Annotated in this window: 16 protein-coding genes; 11 read left to right on the forward strand and 5 right to left on the reverse strand. The window is 64.0% G+C overall.

The window, feature by feature from the left end; genetic code table 11:
• Positions 1-255: 255 nt before the first annotated feature.
• From M1D34_RS14650 to M1D34_RS14680, 7 genes are all read left to right on the forward strand, one after another.
• Positions 256-1,203: a carbohydrate ABC transporter permease gene (locus tag M1D34_RS14650; protein ID WP_027990416.1), complete on the forward strand. Its 948-nt coding sequence runs from the start codon at positions 256-258 to the stop codon at positions 1,201-1,203.
• 12 nt (positions 1,204-1,215) lie between these two features.
• Positions 1,216-2,055, forward strand: a complete 840-nt coding sequence (locus M1D34_RS14655) for a carbohydrate ABC transporter permease (RefSeq protein ID WP_003533465.1) — start codon at positions 1,216-1,218, stop codon at positions 2,053-2,055.
• Positions 2,052-3,116 carry a Gfo/Idh/MocA family protein gene (locus tag M1D34_RS14660; RefSeq protein WP_498779635.1) on the forward strand — a complete coding sequence of 355 codons (1,065 nt, stop codon included), beginning with the start codon at positions 2,052-2,054 and terminating at the stop codon, positions 3,114-3,116. Before M1D34_RS14655 ends, M1D34_RS14660 begins: the two co-directional genes overlap by 4 nt.
• A gap of 16 nt (positions 3,117-3,132) precedes the next feature.
• Positions 3,133-4,143, forward strand: a complete 1,011-nt coding sequence (locus M1D34_RS14665; protein WP_107607882.1) for an ABC transporter ATP-binding protein — start codon at positions 3,133-3,135, stop codon at positions 4,141-4,143.
• 491 nt (positions 4,144-4,634) lie between these two features.
• Positions 4,635-5,846, forward strand: coding sequence for an efflux RND transporter periplasmic adaptor subunit (locus M1D34_RS14670; RefSeq protein ID WP_481133378.1), 1,212 nt, complete (start codon positions 4,635-4,637; stop codon positions 5,844-5,846).
• 10 nt (positions 5,847-5,856) lie between these two features.
• Positions 5,857-9,003: a multidrug efflux RND transporter permease subunit gene (locus tag M1D34_RS14675; protein ID WP_127597090.1), complete on the forward strand. Its 3,147-nt coding sequence runs from the start codon at positions 5,857-5,859 to the stop codon at positions 9,001-9,003.
• 61 nt (positions 9,004-9,064) lie between these two features.
• A complete protein-coding gene (locus M1D34_RS14680) occupies positions 9,065-9,715 on the forward strand; it encodes a TetR family transcriptional regulator (protein ID WP_003531892.1) in 651 nt (216 codons plus the stop codon).
• Here the strand turns inward: M1D34_RS14680 and M1D34_RS14685 are convergent.
• The 3 genes from M1D34_RS14685 to recF are packed head-to-tail and all read right to left on the reverse strand — an operon-like array spanning position 9,708 to position 12,113.
• Positions 9,708-10,178: a GNAT family N-acetyltransferase gene (locus tag M1D34_RS14685; protein ID WP_498779638.1), complete on the reverse strand. Its 471-nt coding sequence runs from the start codon at positions 10,176-10,178 to the stop codon at positions 9,708-9,710. The genes M1D34_RS14680 and M1D34_RS14685 overlap by 8 nt on opposite strands.
• Positions 10,179-10,185: 7 nt before the next feature.
• Complete coding sequence (locus M1D34_RS14690; protein WP_003531896.1) at positions 10,186-10,962, reverse strand: molybdopterin-synthase adenylyltransferase MoeB; 777 nt, start codon at positions 10,960-10,962, stop codon at positions 10,186-10,188.
• Positions 10,963-10,988: 26 nt separating this feature from the next.
• Complete coding sequence (gene recF, locus M1D34_RS14695) at positions 10,989-12,113, reverse strand: DNA replication/repair protein RecF (RefSeq protein WP_498779641.1); 1,125 nt, start codon at positions 12,111-12,113, stop codon at positions 10,989-10,991.
• A 234-nt stretch (positions 12,114-12,347) separates the two neighbouring features.
• Between recF and M1D34_RS14700 the strand changes: the two genes are divergently transcribed.
• The 4 genes from M1D34_RS14700 (at position 12,348) to M1D34_RS14715 (ending at position 15,634) form a co-directional block, all read left to right on the forward strand.
• Positions 12,348-12,992, forward strand: coding sequence for a DUF47 domain-containing protein (locus M1D34_RS14700; protein ID WP_010968411.1), 645 nt, complete (start codon positions 12,348-12,350; stop codon positions 12,990-12,992).
• Positions 12,992-13,996, forward strand: coding sequence for an inorganic phosphate transporter (locus M1D34_RS14705; protein ID WP_003531901.1), 1,005 nt, complete (start codon positions 12,992-12,994; stop codon positions 13,994-13,996). Before M1D34_RS14700 ends, M1D34_RS14705 begins: the two co-directional genes overlap by 1 nt.
• Positions 13,997-14,109: 113 nt before the next feature.
• A complete protein-coding gene (locus M1D34_RS14710) occupies positions 14,110-14,745 on the forward strand; it encodes a DUF1326 domain-containing protein (RefSeq protein ID WP_003531903.1) in 636 nt (211 codons plus the stop codon).
• A 4-nt stretch (positions 14,746-14,749) separates the two neighbouring features.
• Positions 14,750-15,634, forward strand: coding sequence for a DUF2182 domain-containing protein (locus tag M1D34_RS14715; RefSeq protein WP_498779644.1), 885 nt, complete (start codon positions 14,750-14,752; stop codon positions 15,632-15,634).
• 172 nt (positions 15,635-15,806) lie between these two features.
• Here M1D34_RS14715 and dnaJ read toward each other — a convergent pair whose 3' ends face one another.
• Positions 15,807-16,946, reverse strand: a complete 1,140-nt coding sequence (gene dnaJ / locus M1D34_RS14720; protein ID WP_003531907.1) for a molecular chaperone DnaJ — start codon at positions 16,944-16,946, stop codon at positions 15,807-15,809.
• 274 nt (positions 16,947-17,220) lie between these two features.
• Entirely contained in the window at positions 17,221-19,146 is a 1,926-nt protein-coding gene (gene dnaK, locus M1D34_RS14725) for a molecular chaperone DnaK (RefSeq protein ID WP_003531910.1), read from the reverse strand.
• Between the last annotated feature and the right edge of the window lies 1 nt (position 19,147).

The following is a 19,147-nucleotide window of genomic DNA, read 5'->3' on the forward strand; positions in this document are numbered from 1 at the left end:
TGCGTGGACGCTGTCCGCGCACCCTCCCCGACATGTGCAAACGTGTCGCATGCGGGACGGCGTCATGGATTGCTCGGGCACCGGCGCTACGGCGCCGCGCGCCTGTAACGGGCGGATCGAAGCGGCTTGCCGGCTCTCCGCTCCCGCGGGACGCCTGACGGAAGCACGGTGCACGGCAGGAAGCCGCGCCGCATTTCGAGCGAAATCGAGGCTGCGCCCTGAAGGCCAGCCGGTTTGAGAACGGGCCAGAGGCCGATGAACCCACGTGAAATCACGACCGACGTCACCGAGATCAAGCGCCCGCGGCGCTGGCACATCCTCGTCTTCCTGCTGCCGGCGCTCGTCGTCTACACGGCGGTGATGATCCTTCCGCTTTTCGAGACGCTGCGCCAGTCCTTCTACAACACGGTCGACGGTCAGTTGACCTTCGTGGGCCTGGGCAATTTCAAGGTTCTGTTCGGCGACCCGCGCTGGGCGGCGGATTTCTGGAACGCGCTCAAGAACAATTTCGTCTTCTTCCTGATCCATATGGCCGTGCAGAACCCGATCGGCATCGCGCTCGCCGCCATGCTGTCCGTACCGAAGCTGCGCTTCGGCGCCTTCTACCGCACGGCGATCTTTCTGCCGACGCTGCTCTCCTTCGTCATCGTCGGTTTCATCTGGAAGCTGATCCTGTCGCCGATCTGGGGCGTCGCACCCTATCTTCTCGACACGGTCGGCCTGCGATCGCTGTTCGGGCCCTGGCTCGGCAAGCCCGACACCGCGCTCATCGCAGTCTCGCTGATTTCCGTCTGGCAATATATCGGCATCCCGATGATGCTGATCTATGCGGCGCTCCTCAATATTCCCGACGAGGTGACCGAGGCGGCGGAGCTCGACGGCGTCACCGGCTGGAGCCAGTTCTGGAAGATCAAGCTTCCGCTGATCCTGCCTGCCATCGGCATCGTGTCGATCCTCACCTTCGTCGGCAATTTCAACGCCTTCGACCTGATCTATACGGTGCAGGGGGCGCTGGCCGGCCCGGACAAGTCGACCGACATCCTGGGCACCCTGCTCTATCGCACCTTCTTCGGTTTCCAGCTTCAGCTCGGCGACCGTTCGATGGGCGCGACGATCGCCGCGATCATGTTCCTGATCATTCTCGCCGGCGTCGCGCTCTATCTCTTCGGCATACAGCGCCGCATGCGCCGCTATCAGTTCTAAGGAGGATAGAAGATGTCGAAAGCACGCGCCTCCTTCATGCGCACGGGCGCCGTTCACGCGGCTCTGATCGCCTACACGCTTATCGCACTCTTTCCGGTGTTCCTGACGATCGTCAATTCGTTCAAGAGCCGCAACGCGATCTTCCGGGAACCTCTGGCGGTCCCGACACCCGAGACCTTCAGCCTGATCGGCTACGAAACGGTGCTGAAGCAGGGCGACTTCATCGGCTATTTCCAGAACAGCATCATCGTCACCGTCGTCTCGATCGCGCTCGTCCTGCTGTTCGGCGCCATGGCTGCCTTCGCGCTGTCCGAATACCGCTTCCGCGGCAATACGCTGATGGGGCTCTATCTGGCGCTTGGCATCATGATCCCGATCCGGCTCGGAACGGTGGCGATCCTGCAGGGCATGGTGGCGACCGGTCTCGTCAATACGCTGACCGCGCTGATCCTCGTCTATACGGCGCAAGGCCTGCCGCTCGCGGTATTCATCCTGTCCGAGTTCATGCGCACCGTATCCGACGACCTGAAGAATGCCGGACGCATCGACGGCCTGTCGGAATATGCGATCTTCCTGCGGCTGGTGCTGCCGCTCATCCGCCCGGCCATGGCGACGGTCGCCGTCTTCACCATGATCCCCATCTGGAACGATCTCTGGTTCCCGCTGATCCTCGCCCCCGCCGAGGCGACCAAGACCGTCACCCTCGGCTCGCAGATCTTCATCGGCCAGTTCGTCACCAACTGGAACGCGGTCCTCTCGGCGCTGTCGCTGGCGATCTTCCCGGTCCTCGTCCTCTACGTCATCTTCTCGCGGCAGCTGATCCGCGGCATCACGGCAGGAGCAGTCAAGTGAATTCATCCGCACCCCCGATCCGCGTGCTCAGCGCCGGGCTCGGCAATATGGGCCGCAGCCACGCGCTCGCCTATCATCAGAACCCCGGTTTCGAAATCGCCGGGCTGGTCAACCGCTCGAAGGTGGCGCTGCCCGAGGCTCTTGCAGGATACGAGATTCTGCCGTCCTTTCCGGAGGCGCTCGCCGAACTGGAGCCGGAGCTCTGCTCGATCAACACCTATTCGGACACGCATGCGGACTACGCCGTGATGGCGATGGAGGCGGGAGCCCATGTCTTCGTGGAGAAGCCGCTGGCAACGACGGTCGCCGATGCCGAGCGCGTCGTCGCCTGTGCGCGGGCCAATGGCCGCAAGCTGGTCGTCGGCTATATCCTGCGCCACCACCCGTCCTGGATGCGGCTGATCGCGGAAGCCCGCAAGCTCGGAGGGCCTTACGTCTTCCGCATGAACCTGAACCAGCAATCGAGCGGCCCGACCTGGGCGACGCACAAGTCGCTGATGCAGACGACACCGCCGATCGTCGATTGCGGCGTCCACTATGTCGCCGTCATGTGCCAGATCACCGATGCCAACCCCGTCGAGGTGCGCGGCATGGGCTTGAGGCTCTCGAACGAGATCGCCGCGGATATGTACAATTACGGGCATCTGCAGGTGATCTTCGAGGACGGCTCGGTAGGCTGGTACGAGGCGGGCTGGGGGCCGATGATCTCCGAGACGGCCTTCTTCGTGAAGGACGTGATGTCTCCGAACGGCTCCGTGTCGATCGTCATGGACCAGAACGCCAAGTCCGACGACATCGACGTGCACACGAAAACCTCCGTCATCCGCGTGCACAGCGCCGCTACGGGACCGGACGGCCGGTTCCTGAAATCCGACGAGGACCTGGTGATGGAGGGCGAGCCCGGCCACCAGGAGCTTTGCGACCGCGAGCAGGCCTACGTGCTCAAGGCCATCCGAGAAGACATCGATCTCGGCCGGCACATGGACGATGCGGTGCAGTCGCTGAAGATCTGCCTCGCCGCCGACGACAGTGTGCGCACCGGCAAGCCGGTCAAGCTTTAACCCAAGAGGGCGACACGTGGGATCACTTCAACTCAAAACCATCCGCAAGGCCTTCGGCAGTCATGAGGTGCTGAAGGGCATCGACCTGGACGTGAAGGACGGCGAGTTCGTCATCTTCGTCGGTCCGTCCGGTTGCGGAAAGTCGACGCTTCTGCGCACCATCGCCGGCCTCGAGGACGCGACCTCGGGCAGCGTACAGATCGACGGTGTCGAGGTCGGCCATGTGGCGCCGGCCAAGCGCGGCATCGCCATGGTGTTCCAGTCCTATGCGCTCTATCCGCACCTGACCGTCAAGGACAATATGGGCCTCGGGCTAAAGCAGGCGGGTGTGCCGAAGGCCGAGATCGAAGAAAAGGTCGCCAAGGCGGCCGGCATGCTGTCGCTCGAACCCTATCTCGCCCGCCGTCCGGCCGAGCTATCCGGCGGCCAGCGCCAGCGCGTGGCGATCGGCCGCGCGATCGTGCGCGAGCCGAAGCTCTTCCTCTTCGACGAGCCGCTGTCGAACCTCGACGCGGCGCTGCGCGTCAACACACGGCTCGAGATCGCCCGTCTTCACCGCAGCCTCAAGGCGACGATGATCTACGTCACCCACGATCAGGTCGAGGCGATGACGCTTGCCGACAAGATCGTCGTGCTGAATGCCGGCCGGATCGAACAGGTCGGCTCGCCGATGGAGCTCTACAATCGCCCGGCCAACCTTTTCGTCGCCGGCTTCATCGGCTCGCCGCAGATGAATTTCATCGAAGCCGCAAAGCTCGGCGACGGAGAGGCAAAGACGATCGGGATCCGTCCGGAGCATATCGGCCTCTCCCGTGAAAGCGGCGACTGGAAGGGCAAGGTGATCCATGTCGAGCATCTTGGCGCCGACACGATCATCTACATCGAATCGGAGACCGTCGGCCTGCTGACGGTGCGCCTCTTCGGCGAACACCGCTACGCTCCCGACGACATCGTCCACGCGACGCCGGTAATCGGCAGCATGCACCGCTTCGATGCGGACGGGCGGGTGATCAAGTCGGGACAATAGCGGACGGAGCGCCTATGATTTGGCCCTCCTCGGGTTAACCCCGAGGACCAGCCACCTGCCGGCGCGGGGAATTGCCCCTCACCCTGACCCTCTCCCCGCGCGCGGGGAGAGGGGACTTACGACGCGGAACCCCGAGGCATCGTGCCGCGGGCGGGTCCCACCTGCCCCCTTCTCCCCGCCTGCGGGGAGAAGGTCGCGGCAGCGGGATGAGCGGCCGCTCGCCGAGCGTCCTATAATCCAATTCAAATCTGCGTGACCTCCAGCAAGCCCCAAGGCCGAAAGTACTGCTGCACTTCACTTTTTTGCCTCCCCTGACGGCGCGTCGAAACTCTGTTGCACTGCGGCAGAAATTAACATACATTGGCGTCTGTATATTAGCTTTCCGGTATTTTCCACGCCGATACCGGCTCCGCTTCACCTCACTTTGGGACCGCGCAGCGCTTGCGAAACGCCGCGACTGCGGCCGGTCCTTTGACAATATGGACATTGCGATGCGCATGAACCGACCGATATTGGCCGCCGCGCTGGCATCCGTGATTTTTCTCGCGGGCTGCCAGAAGAATGAAGAACAGCAGGCCGCGGCTGCCGCCCCTCCGCCGTCGCCGGTCGCCGTCTTCACGACGAAGGCGGAACCGCTGCCGATCACCAACGAACTGCCGGGCCGCATCACCGCCACCCGCATCGCCGAAGTCCGCCCGCGCATCTCCGGCATCGTCGTCGAGCGGGTGTTCGAGCAGGGCACCATGGTCAAGGAAGGCGACGTGCTCTACCGCATCGACCCGGCACCGTTTCAGGTCAAGGTCGACAGCGCCGAGGCGACGCTGAAGCGCGCTCAGGCGGTGGTCGATCAGGCCAAGCGGACGGCCGACCGCCAGTCGCGGCTGAAGGAGGCGCAGGTCACCGCGGTGCAGCAGTACGACGATGCGATCGCGGCCCTCGCCCAGGCCGAGGCCGATGTCGGCATCGCCGAGGCGGGCCTCGCCGAGGCCAAGCTCAATCTGCAATATACGAACGTCACGGCTCCGATCAGCGGCCGGATCGGCCGGGCGCTGATCACCGAAGGCGCGCTCGTCAACACCAACGATCCGCAGAACCTTGCGACGATCCAGCAGCTCGACCCGATCTATGCCGACTTCACCCAGTCGGCGACCGACCTGATCCGCCTGCGCAAGGCGCTGAAGGACGGCCAGTGGATGAGTGCCAAGAACGAGGCCGAGGTTCAGTTGATCCTCGACGACGGAACGCCCTACGCGCTCAAGGGCAGGCTGCTCTTCTCCGAAGCCGCCGTCGACGCGACGACAGGCCAGGTGACGCTGCGCGGCGAATTCCCCAACCCGAACAACGATCTGCTGCCGGGCATGTATGTCCGCGTCCAGATCCAGCAGGGTTTGGAAAAGGACGCGATCACCGTGCCGCAGCAGGCCGTGCAGCGCAACAATGCCGGCCAGTCGCAGGTCTATGTGGTGAATGCCGACAACAAGGTTGAATTCCGCAACGTCACGCTCGGACGCACCGTCGGCGAGCGCTGGCAGGTGACCTCCGGCCTCAAGCCCGGCGAAAAGGTCATTGTCGAGGGTTTCCAGAAGGTCGGCCCGGGCGCGCCCGTGCAGCCATCCGACTGGGACCCGAATGCAAAGCCCGCGCCCGAACAGGCCAGCGCTTCGGCAGATGCCGGCGAAAAGCCCGCCACCGAAGTGAAGTGAGACCCATATCATGCCCAGTTTTTTCATAGACAGGCCGATCTTTGCCTGGGTGGTGGCGATCTTCATCATGATCGCCGGCATCATCGCTATCCCGCTCCTGCCGGTTTCGCAGTATCCGGATGTCGCACCGCCGCAGATATCGATCAATACCAACTATCCCGGCGCCTCGTCGCAGGACACCTATCAGAGCGTCACGCGGCTGATCGAGGATGAGTTGAACGGCGTCGAGGGGCTGCTTTACTTCGAATCGTCGACCAGCTCCTCCGGCTCGGTCTCGATCGACGCCACCTTCCAGCCGGGTACCGATCCGAGCCAGGCCTCGGTCGACATCCAGAACCGGGTGCAGCGCGTCGAACCGCGCCTGCCCGATCCCGTCAGGCAGCAAGGCGTACAGGTGGACGAGGCCGGCGCCGGCTTCCTGCTGATCATCTCGCTGACCTCGACCGACGGTTCGATGGACGCGATCGGGCTTGGCGATTATCTCAGCCGCAACGTGCTCAGCGAAATCCAGCGCGTGCCCGGCGTCGGACGCGCCCAGCTCTTTGCGACCGAGCGCTCGATGCGCGTCTGGCTCGATCCCGACAAGATGCTCGGCCTCAACCTGACGGCGGCCGACGTCACGGCGGCGATCCAGGCTCAGAACGCCCAGATCGCCTCGGGTTCGATCGGCGCCCAGCCGAATCCGATCACGCAGCAAGTCACCGCTCCGGTCGTCATCAAGGGTCAGCTTTCGAGCCCGGAGGAATTCGGTGCCATCGTGCTCAGGGCGAATGCCGACGGCTCCGCCGTGCGGCTGCGCGACGTCGCGCGCCTCGAGATCGGCGGCGAAAGCTACACCTTCTCCACCCGCCTCAACGGCAGCCCCTCGGCGGCCATTGCCGTGCAGCTCTCTCCGAGCGGCAATGCGATGTCGACCTCGGCAGCGATCAAGGCGCGCATGGACGAGCTCGCGGAGTTCTTCCCGGAGGGACTCGAATATTCGATCCCCTATGACACCTCGCCCTTCGTCGCGGTGTCGATCGAGAAGGTGCTGCACACCCTCGTCGAGGCCGTCGGCCTCGTCTTCCTGGTGATGTTCCTGTTCCTGCAGAACGTTCGCTATACGCTCATTCCCACCATCGTCGTGCCGGTCGCCCTGCTCGGCACCTGCGCGGTCATGCTGGCGATGGGCTTCTCGATCAACGTGCTCACGATGTTCGGCATGGTGCTGGCGATCGGCATCCTCGTCGACGATGCGATCATCGTCGTCGAGAACGTCGAACGCATCATGTCGGAAGAGGGCCTGACGCCGAAGGATGCCACCCGCAAGGCGATGAAACAGATCACCGGTGCGGTGATCGGCATCACGCTGGTGCTGGCTTCGGTGTTCATTCCGATGGCCTTCTTCCCGGGCGCCGTCGGCGTGATCTACCGCCAGTTCAGCCTGACCATGGTCGTTTCGATCCTGTTCTCGGCGCTGCTTGCGCTCTCGCTGACGCCGGCACTCTGCGCGAGCTTCCTCAAGCAGGTTCCGAAGGGTCACCATCACGCCAAACGCGGCTTCTTCGGTTGGTTCAACCGCGGTTTCGACCGGACGTCGCACGGCTACACGCGCGTTGTCGGAGGCGTCGTCAGGCGCACCGGCCGCTTCATGATCATCTATCTGGCTTTGCTCGCCGCAATGGGCTGGGCATTCCTCAACCTGCCCTCGTCCTTCCTGCCCGACGAGGACCAGGGCTATGTCATCGTCATGATGCAATTGCCCTCGGAAGCGACGGCAAACCGCACCACGGAGGTGATCGAGCAGACCGAGAAGATCTTCGGCCAGGAAAAGGCGGTCGACACGATCGTGGCGATCAACGGCTTCTCCTTCTTCGGCAGCGGACAGAACGCGGGTCTTGCATTCGTGACGCTCAAGGACTGGAGCGAGCGCGACGCCGACAACGCCGCCCAGTCGATCGCAGGCCGTGCGACGATGGCGATGAGCCAGATCAAGGATGCGATCAGCTTCGCTCTGTCGCCTCCGGCAATCCAGGGCCTCGGAACGACGGGCGGTTTCTCCTTCCGCCTGCAGGACCGTGCGGGTCTCGGCGAAGCGGCACTCGCCGAAGCGCGCGACCAGCTTCTCGGCCTCGCTTCCCAGAGCAAGGTCCTGACCGGGGTCCGCTTCGAGGGCATGCCCGACGCGGCGCAGGTCAGCGTCAATATCGACCGCGAGAAGGCCAACACCTTCGGCGTGACCTTTGCCGACATCAACTCGACCATCTCGACCAATCTCGGTTCGTCCTATGTCAACGACTTCCCGAATGCCGGCCGCATGCAGCGCGTGACGGTGCAGGCGGACGAGACGAAGCGCATGCAGACCGCTGACCTCCTGAACCTGAACGTCCGCAACTCCAACGGCGGCATGGTTCCGCTCTCGGCATTCGCGAATGTGGAATGGGTCAAGGCGCCGACGCAGACAGTGGGCTACAACGGTTATCCGGCGGTCCGCATCAGCGGCGAGGCCGCTCCCGGCTACTCTTCCGGCGATGCGATCGCCGAGATGGAGCGTCTGGTGGCTGAGCTTCCCGCGGGCTTCGGCTATGAGTGGACCGGGCAGTCGCTGCAGGAAATCCAGTCGGGCTCGCAGGCGCCGCTCCTGATAGCACTCTCCTGCCTGCTCGTCTTCCTCTGCCTGGCCGCACTCTATGAGAGCTGGTCCATTCCGGTCTCGGTCATCATGGTCGTGCCGCTCGGCGTCATCGGCGCCGTGCTCGCCGTGACGATGCGCGACATGCCGAACGACGTCTACTTCAAGGTCGGCCTGATCGCGATCATCGGGCTTTCGGCGAAGAACGCGATCCTGATCATTGAGTTCGCCAAGGAACTCCGCGAACAGGGCAAATCGCTCATCGACTCGACGCTGGAGGCTGCGCATCTGCGCTTCCGGCCGATCCTGATGACCTCGCTCGCCTTCACCCTCGGCGTTCTGCCGCTGGCGATCGCGACGGGCGCAAGTTCCGGCAGCCAGCGCGCCATCGGCACGGGCGTCATGGGCGGCATGATCTCGGCGACGGTGCTGGCGATCTTCTTCGTCCCGGTCTTCTTCGTGTTCGTCATGAAGATCTTCGAACGCGGAAGAGCGGCGCCGGAGGCGGCTAAGCCCGCATCCGAAACCACCAGCCCGGCCGAGTAATATCGAAGACGGCCCGCCCACCTACGGCGGGCGGGCCGTCGCTCAAGGAGAATTTGAATAAATGCGCCGAACCAAGGCCGACGCCGAGGCTACAAGACAGAAGATCCTGTGTGCCGCCGAGCGGATGTTCTACAAGAAGGGCGTTCCCAACACGACGCTCGAGGAGGTGGCGAAGGAGGCTGGCGTCACCCGCGGCGCCATCTACTGGCATTTCGCCAACAAGACGGATCTTTTCCTCGCCCTTTACGAGGCCGTGCCGCTGCCCCACGAAGACATGATCGCACGCGAGATCGAAACGGAAGCCTTCGACACGCTCGCCATCGTCGAGAGCGCTACCAGCGACTGGCTGACGACCCTGGCCGCGGACGAGCAGCGGCAGCGCATTCTCGCGATCATGCTGCGCTGCGACTACGACAATGACATGTCCGCCGTTCTCGTGCGCCAACGCGAAATCGAGGAGCGCCACGATGCCCTTCTCGAGCTTGCCTTCGCCCGCGCACTGGAAAGGGGTCAGTTGCAGGAGCACTGGGCGCCGCCGACTGCGGCGCGGGCCCTGCGCTGGATGATGATGGGGCTCTGTACCGAATGGCTGCTCTTCGGCCGCCGCTTCGACCTCGTGGCCCAGGGGAGCGAAGCACTCCAGTCTCTCTTTGCGGGCTTCCGGCGGGTGCCGGCTCGCGGCGATACCTCGTCCCGCCTCGGCCCTAACTGAGCACTTTGCGCATCTCGACCGAGGTCGGGCGGGTGAAGCCGGGATGGGCGGTTCGCGCCGTTTCCACGAAGCCCCAGGCCGCGAAAATGGCTTGGTTTCCGGTGAGCTCGATGCGTGTCTGGAGCCTCAGCGCAGGCAGGCCCAGATCGCGCGCCGTTTCCTCGGCGGCGGCGATGAGCATCCGCCCTACTCCCTTTCCCTGGAGGCCGGGAGCGACGGCGAGTTTGCCGATATAGAGACAATCCGCTTCCGGCTTGCAGAAGATGCAGCCCAGTAGCTCACGCCCGGCGACGGCCGCGAAGGCGATCTCGTCTCTTGCTTTCCGGTTGAGGGACGCCGCCGTCAGAGCATGGGCCGACGAGGGCGGATCGATACGGCCGTCCATATAGGCGAAGGACGCACGGATCAGCGACAGCAACTCCTCGTAACGGTCGAAGCCCTCGTCGATGCGGACGGTCTCCATGCCGTCCTCAGCGCGTGCCGCGCCGATAGCGGATCGTGTTGAATTGGGCGGCGAGCGCATCGTAGAGCAGCAGACGGCCGATCAGCGGCTCGCCGATGCCGGTGACGAGCTTGATTGCTTCCATCGCCTGCAGCGTGCCGATGACGCCGGTGAGCGCGCCTAAGACGCCCGCTTCGGCGCAGGTCGGTACGGTGCCCGGCGGCGGCGGCTCCGGGAAGAGATCGCGGTAGGAGGGGTTCGGGTGCCCCTCCGCATCGGTCCCGTAGGGCTTCAGCACGGTGACGGAGCCGTCGAAGCGTCCAACGGCACCGGTGACGAGCGCCACGCCTGCCGCCTCGGCCGTATCGGCGGCGAGATAACGCGTATCGAAATTATCCGACCCGTCGACGACGAGATCGTATTGCCGGAAGAGCGCATCGGCATTTGCGGGGCCGAGCCTGACCGGGTGCGCCACGACCTTCACATGCGGGTTGAGGGCGTCGATCGCCGCTGCGGCGCTCTCGACCTTCGGCCGCCCGATATCGGCGGTGGCATGGATCACCTGACGCTGCAGGTTCGACAACGAGACCACGTCGTCGTCGACGATCCCGAGTGTGCCGACCCCGGCGGCCGCCAGATATTGCAGAGCCGGCGCGCCGAGCCCGCCCGCGCCGATGACGAGCACGCGCGCGGCCTTGAGTTTCTGCTGCCCCGGGCCGCCGATCTCCGGCAGCACGATATGGCGTGCGTAGCGCGCAATCTCCGAAGGAGCGAGCGTCGCATCGGTCGTCATGTGCGTCTCCATGTAATTTTCGCGCAGGGCGCTGCATGTCACCCCGAAACGCGGCCGTTTGCAACGGTCAGATATTGAGCGCGCTCGCCAAGGGCGTTGAACATCGCCCGGTCGGTGCCCGTCATGAAGGACTGGCCGCCGAGCCCATCGACCAGATCGAAGAGGGCGGCGCGGCGTCCCTGATCGAGATGGGCGGCGATTTCGTCGAGCAGCAGCACCGGGGCGTGGCCGGTCATATCCCCGACGAGCCGTGCATGCGCGAGCACCAGGCCGACGAGCAGCGCCTTCTGCTCGCCGGTCGAGCAACGCTCGGCCTCGATGTCCTTTTCCCGGTGGCGGATCAGGAGATCGCTTCGGTGCGGCCCGTCCAGCGTGCGGCCCGCGGCCGCATCGCGGGCACGGCCCTCGGCGAGCATTGCCAGATATCGCTCTTCGAGTTCAAAGGCGGGAATGCCGGAACAATCATCGAGAAAGCCGGCGAGCGACAGGCTTGCGGACGGAAAGGTCCCATCGCTCCGGCTCCGCTCGACGAGGGCCGAGAGCAGGCCGAGCATCTCCTGACGGGCAAGCGCCATGGAGATGCCGAGCCCGGCCATTTCGCGCTCGATGGCCGACAGCCAGGCGGGATCGGGCCGGAATTCCGAGAGAAGCCGGTTGCGGCTGCGCATGGCGCGGTCGAACTCGCTGGCGCGGCGGCCGTGCTCGGGATCGAGCGACAGGACCAGCCGGTCGAGAAAGCGCCTGCGGTCGGCGGAAGGGCCGGTGAAGAGGCCATCCATCGCCGGAGTGAGCCAGAGCACCCTGAGGTGGTCGGTGAGCTCGTCGACGGTGCGGGCCGCAGTGCCGTTGATCCTGAGGCGGCGCGACTGCCCCTCCTCGGTCCCTTGAGTTCCCGTGCCGATCTCCACCGCCCCTTCCATGCCGTCGACGGCGGCGAAGACCGAGAAACCATCGGGGGCGCCGACGCGGGCGACATCCGCATAGGCAGCGCGCCTCAAACCGCGCCCGGGCGAAAGAAAGGAGACCGCCTCCATCAGATTGGTCTTGCCCGCACCGTTCTCGCCGGTCAGCACCACATGGCGCTGGTCGAGGTCGAGCGCCAGCGTCGCATAGTTGCGGAAGTCGCTCAGCTTCAGGCGTGTGAGAAAGACCTTGTGGGGCATTGCAAGTCCGATATCGACGTTGCTGTCAGGTAGGATGAAAGCCCGGCCAAGGCAAGGCGGAAAGGGTGTTCTGTCCGCCTCTCCCCCGCCTGCGGCGATTCCGTATCCGGGCTGCGCATTTCCGCCCCAATCGCCTGTGGGAAAGCCGTTTTTTTCAGCCGCATCGGAACTTTCCCCGAGCGCGCAAGTACAATATGACAACTGCGTGACAATCGACAGTTGGATGGATCGCTGATGCTCGGCCTGTTTCGCAAGCTCCTCCCCCGGGAAGACCGTTTCTTCGACCTCTTCGCCGATCATTCGCGCACCGTCATGGGTGCGGCGGAGGCACTGAACGCGTTGCTTGCCGGCGGCCCGGACATCGAAAGCCATTGCGACCGCATCGTCGCGCTCGAGAACGAGGCCGACGAAATCACCCGCGAGGTTCTGCTGGCCGTCCGCCGCAGCTTCATCACCCCCTTCGACCGCGGCGACATCAAGGATCTCATCCAGTCGATGGACGATGCGATCGACATGATGCACAAGACGGTGAAGACCATCCGTCTCTACGAGCAGAAGAGCTTCGATCCCGGCATGCAGGCCATGGGTGCGGCGGTCGTCGAGGCCGCCCATCTCGTCGCCGAGGCCATTCCGCTCCTCAGCCGGATCGGTGCCAATGCTCATCGCCTCAGCGCCATCGCCGAGGAGGTGACGCATGTCGAGGATAGATCCGACCAGCTGCACGAGCAGGGCCTGAAGGATCTCTTCCAGCGCCATGGCGCTTCCAACCCCATGGCCTATATCATCGGCAGCGAGATCTACGGCGAACTGGAAAAGGTCGTCGACCGCTTCGAGGATGTGGCAAACGAAATCAGCGGCATCGTGATCGAGAACGTCTGATGGATGCGACGCTCGCCTTCCCGCTGCTCGTGGGGCTCATCGCCGTCGCGCTTTTCTTCGACTTCCTCAACGGGTTGCACGACGCGGCCAATTCCATCGCGACCATCGTATCGACGCGCGTGCTCCGGCCGCAATATGCGGTCTTCTGGGCGGCGTTCTTCAACTTCATCGCCTTCCTCTTCTTCGGGCTGCACGTCGCCGAAACGCTCGGAACCGGCATCATCGATCCGGGTATCGTCACGCCGCAGGTGATCTTCGCGGCGCTGATGGGCGCCATCACCTGGAACATCGTTACCTGGGTCTTCGGCATCCCGTCGAGTTCCTCGCACGCGCTCATCGGCGGTCTCGTCGGCGCCGGCCTGGCCAAGACCGGTTTCAGTTCCATCGTCTGGCAAGGCCTGCTGAAGACGGCTGGCGCCATCGTCATGTCGCCGGGCATCGGCTTCGTTCTGGCGCTGCTGTTGGTGCTGATCGTCTCCTGGCTGTTCGTTCGCCAGACACCCTTTGCCGTCGACAGCACCTTCCGGGTGCTGCAATTCGTTTCGGCTTCCCTCTATTCGCTCGGCCATGGCGGCAACGATGCGCAGAAGACCATGGGCATCATTGCCGTGCTTCTCTTCTCGCAGGGCTATCTCGGCTCGGAATTCTACGTGCCCTTCTGGGTGGTCATCACCTGCCAGGCGGCGATCGCGCTCGGCACGCTCTTCGGCGGCTGGAGAATCGTCCACACGATGGGCTCGAAGATCACCAAGCTCAACCCGATGCAGGGATTCTGCGCCGAGACGGGCGGCGCCATCACGCTGTTCGCCGCGACCTGGCTCGGCATTCCGGTTTCGACCACCCACACGATCACCGGCGCGATCATCGGCGTCGGCGCGGCGCGGCGCGTATCGGCGGTGCGGTGGGGGCTTGCCGGCAACATCGTCGTTGCCTGGGTGATCACCATGCCGGCGGCAGCGTTGATCTCGGCGCTCTGCTATTTCGCCGCGGACCTCGTCGCCTGACGCTTTCGCCGGGCACCCCGTTGGCATTGCCGGCGGCGGGGAGTATATTTCCGCGATCTAATGGAATTGCATCCGGAGAAGAGTGAACTTCCATCGTATCTGGGGAGGAAACGATGACGGACGTCGAGTGGACGATCAAGGGCCGCGAATTCATCCATTGCAATTGCGCCTATGGCTGCCCGTGCCAGTTCAACGCACTGCCCACCGAGGGGCATTGCCGCGCGATCGGGATCGTCGACATCGACGAGGGGCACCATGGCGATACCCGGCTCGACGGCCTGAGGTGCGGCATGATCGTATCCTGGCCCGGTGCCATTCACGAGGGCAGGGGCGCGGTGGTTCCGATCATCGACGAGCGTGCCTCCGACGAGCAGCGGGAGGCGCTGCTGCGGATCATGAGCGGCCAGGACACCGAGCCCGGCGCCACCTTCTTCCAGGTGTTCGCGACGACTTTCGAGACCTTCCACGATCCGGTTTTCGCGCCGATCGATTTCGAGATCGACGTCGAAAGACGCTCGGCGCGGGTCAATATTCCGGGATGGATGGAGGCTCGCGGCGAGCCCATCGTCAATCCGGTGACCGGTGAGGAGCATCACGCGCGCATCAACCTTCCGCACGGGTTCGAATATGACCGCTGCGAGGTGGGGCGCGGCTGGGCCGAGACGAGCGGGCCGCTGGCAGTTTCGCTCGCCGATTCGCACGCCCACTTCGCCAGACTGCACATGACCGGAAGCGGCGTGGTTCACTGACGCCATGCCGCCCGACACCGCGCTTGAAAGCTTGCTGCGACGGGATCGGGCAATCGTGGCAGCGTCGCTCGCCGCATTGACGGTGGTCGCCTGGACATACACGCTCTGGCTGGCGGCAGCCATGAACATCGACGGCATGAGCATGTCCGCTCCCGGCATGGAAGCGGACATGAAGATGGACCCTGCCATGGATATGGATGGCATGGAGATGGGATCCGGTGGCGCCCTGTCGCTCGGCACCGTCCTCGGCATCTCGCCGCGTCCCTGGAGTTCCGTGGAAGCCGGCGTCACCCTGACCATGTGGATCGTGATGATGGTCGGCATGATGCTGCCTTCGGCGACGCCGATGATCCTGCTCTACGCCCGGGTCGGCCGGCAAAGCCGGATAGCGGGCAAGCCCTTCGCCGCGACCGGTTTCTTCGCCGGCGGCTATCTCCTTGCCTGGGCGGGATTCGCGCTCGTCGCGACGCTTGGACAATGGCTCATGGAGGGAACCCTCCTGACGCCGGCGCTGGCAAGCGCCAGTCGCATCTTCAGCGGTGTCGTGCTGGTGATCGCGGGTCTTTACCAATGGACGCCGCTCAAGGATGCCTGCCTCAGCCAATGTCAGACGCCGATCGTCTTCCTGCAGCGGCACGGCGGTTTTCGCCGCGATCCCGCGGGAGCCGTCGGACTGGGCCTGCGCCACGGGGTCTATTGCATCGGCTGCTGCTGGGCGCTGATGACGCTTCTTTTCGTCGGCGGCATCATGAATGTGCTCTGGATTGCGGCAATCGCCATCTTCGTGCTCGCGGAGAAGGTGATACCGACCGGCCGCGTTCTCTCACGCGTCGCCGGATCTCTGCTCGCGGCGTTCGGCCTTTGGCAGCTCATTTCGGCTTCGATTTAAGTGATAGCGCCGCGGCTTAGCCCCTCATCCGCCTGCCGGCACCTTCTCCCCGCAAGCGGGGCGAAGGGGACTGGTAGCGCCGCCGCTTGTCCCTTCTCCACGTCAGAACGGGGAGAAGGTCGCGGCAGCGGGATGAGGGGCTGCGCGCGGCGTAATCGCCCAGAGCATTGGCTCACTCGCTCAATGTGTCGAAGAAATCCTTCATCCGGGAGAAGAATCCCGTCGATTCGGGATTGTTCTCCTTGGACGAGATCTGCTCGAACTCCTGCAGCAACTCGCGTTGGCGCTTGGTGAGCTTCTGCGGCGTCTCGATTTGAATCTGGATATAGAGATCGCCGGTCTGGCTGGAGCGCAGCACCGGCATGCCCTTGCCCTTGAGGCGGAACTGCTTGCCGGCCTGCGTGCCTTCCGGCACGGTGACGCGCGATTTGGTGCCGTCGAGGGTGGTGACGTCGAACTTGCCGCCGAGCGCCGCCGTCGTCATAGAGATCGGCACGGCGCAATAGAGATCCGCGCCGTCGCGCTGATAGAATTCGTGCGGCTTCACTGAGAGGAAGATGTAGAGGTCGCCCGCCGGGCCGCCGCGAAGGCCGGCCTCACCCTCGCCGGAAAGCCGGATGCGCGTGCCGTCCTCGATACCGGCCGGAATGTTGACCGAGAGCGTCCGCTCCTCCACGACGCGGCCCTGGCCGTGGCATTTGGTGCAGGGGTCGGCGATCGTCTGGCCGCGGCCGCCGCAGGTCGGGCAGGTCCGCTCGATCGAGAAGAAGCCCTGGGCCGCGCGGACGCGGCCGGTGCCCTGACAGGTGCCGCAGGTCTTCGGGCTGGTACCGGGCTTGGCGCCCGTGCCGGTGCAGACGTCGCAGGTGATGGACGTCGGCACGCGGATCTGCGCCGTCTTGCCGGAATAGGCCTCCTCGAGCGAAATCTCCATGTTATAGCGCAGGTCCGCGCCGCGCTCGCGTCCGCCTGACGAGCGGCGCTGACGGCCACCCATCATCTCGCCGAAGATGTCCTCGAAAATATCGGAGAAGCCGTGCGCTCCGCCGCCGGCGAAGCCGTTGCCGAAGCCTGCGCCCATGCCGCCCTGCTCGAAGGCCGCATGGCCGTAGCGGTCATAGGCCGCGCGTTTCTGCGGATCCTTCAGCGTCTCATAGGCTTCGTTGATTTCCTTGAAAGACTTTTCCGACTCCTGGTCGCCGGGATTCCTGTCCGGGTGATATTTCATCGCGAGTTTGCGAAAGGCGCTCTTCAGCTCCTTTTCGTCCGCGTTTTTTTGAACGCCAAGCGTTTCGTAAAGATCACGTTTCATGCTTCAAAGATCGTCCTGTTATCAGCGACAGGGCTTGCCAGCGCGAAGGATCCGACGGCTGCCTGATTATCTTGCCACAGGATTTAGTAAACCTTTAAGCGCGATACCATAGCCAAGTCGGGGCGGAAGCGGTTTTTTGTCGGAAAACGGCGGTTTCGCAGCCACTTTCCTCCGCAGGGTCGGTTCGCTTCCGCGCCTTGGGACTGCAGCCGGTGAACCATCTATGAAAAAGCCCGGGATCGCTCCCGGGCCCGTTCATCGAAAGGCGAAGCCGTCAGGCCGACCGCTTACGGTCGTCTTCGTCCTTGACTTCCTCGTAGTCGGCGTCGACCACGTCATCGCCGGAGCGCTTGGCGTCGGCGGCGGCATCCGCATGGGCGGCGTCCGTCTGCTGAGCCTCATAGATCGCCTGACCGAGCTTCATGGAGACTTCCATGAGGGTATTGGTCTTGGCCTTGATGTCCTCGGCGTCCGGCTCGGAAACTTCGACGGCGCTCTTGAGCGCTGCGATTGCATCCTCGATCGCCTTGCGGTCCGTCTCGGAAACCTTGTCGCCATGTTCCTGGAGCGACTTCTCCGAAGAATGCACCAGGCTTTCGGCCTGGTTCTTGGCCTCTACGCCTTCGCGACGCTTCTTGTCGGCTTCCGCATTGGCTTCGGCATCCTTGACCATCTTCTCGATCTCGGCGTCGGAAAGACCACCGGAGGCCTGGATGCGAATCTGGTGCTCCTTGCCTGTGCCCTTGTCCTTGGCGGACACCTGCACGATGCCGTTCGCATCGATGTCGAACGTGACCTCGATCTGCGGCACGCCGCGCGGTGCCGGCGGAATGCCGACGAGATCGAACTGGCCGAGCAGCTTGTTGTCGGCCGCCATTTCACGCTCGCCCTGCGAGACGCGGATCGTCACGGCGGACTGGTTGTCGTCGGCCGTCGAGAAGACCTGGCTCTTCTTCGTCGGGATCGTGGTGTTGCGCTCGATCAGGCGGGTGAAGACGCCGCCAAGCGTTTCGATGCCGAGCGATAGCGGGGTGACGTCCAGCAGCAGCACGTCCTTGACGTCGCCCTGCAGAACGCCGGCCTGGATCGCGGCGCCCATGGCAACCACTTCATCCGGGTTGACACCCTTGTGCGGCTCCTTGCCGAAGAGCTGCTTCACCGTCTCCTGAACCTTCGGCATGCGGGTCATGCCGCCGACGAGAACGACTTCGTCGATCTCGGCAGCCGAAACGCCGGCATCCTTGAGCGCGGCCTTGCAGGGCGCGATGGTCTTCTGGATCAGGTCTTCGACCAGGCTCTCGAATTTGGCGCGGGACAGCTTCATCGTCAGGTGCTTCGGACCGGAAGCGTCCGCCGTGATGAACGGCAGGTTGATTTCGGTCTGCTGCGAGGACGAGAGCTCGATCTTCGCCTTTTCGGCAGCTTCCTTCAGGCGCTGCAGCGCGAGCTTGTCGTTCTTGAGGTCGATGCCCTGCTCCTTCTTGAACTCGGAGGCAAGATATTCGACGAGGCGCATGTCGAAGTCTTCACCGCCAAGGAAGGTGTCGCCGTTGGTCGACTTCACTTCGAAGACGCCGTCGCCGATTTCGAGAACCGAGATGTCGAACGTGCCGCCGCCAAGATCGTAGACGGCGATCGTCTTGCCTTCCTTCTTGTCGAGGCCATAGGCAAGTGCCGCTGCGGTCGGCTCGTTGATGATGCGCAGCACGTCGAGACCGGCGATTTTGCCGGCATCCTTCGTGGCCTGGCGCTGTGCGTCGTTGAAGTAGGCCGGAACGGTGATGACGGCCTTTTCGACCTTTTCACCGAGATAGGACTCGGCCGTTTCCTTCATCTTCTGAAGGATCATCGCGGAGATCTGCGACGGAGAGTAGCTGGTGCCGTGGGCTTCGACCCAGGCGTCGCCATTGTCGGCCTTGACGATCTTGTAGGGGACCATCCCCTTGTCCTTCTGGGTCGTGGGATCCTCGAAGGTGCGGCCGATCAGGCGCTTGATCGCAAAAAGCGTGTTTTCTGGATTGGTCACCGCCTGGCGCTTGGCCGGCTGGCCGACGAGACGTTCGCCGTCTTCGGTGAATGCCACCATGGAGGGGGTCGTGCGCGCGCCCTCCGCGTTCTCGATCACCTTCGCGTCCTTGCCGTCCATGACGGAGACGCAGGAGTTGGTCGTTCCCAGGTCAATACCAATAACTTTAGCCATG

This window comes from Ensifer sp. D2-11, from assembly GCF_054161295.1.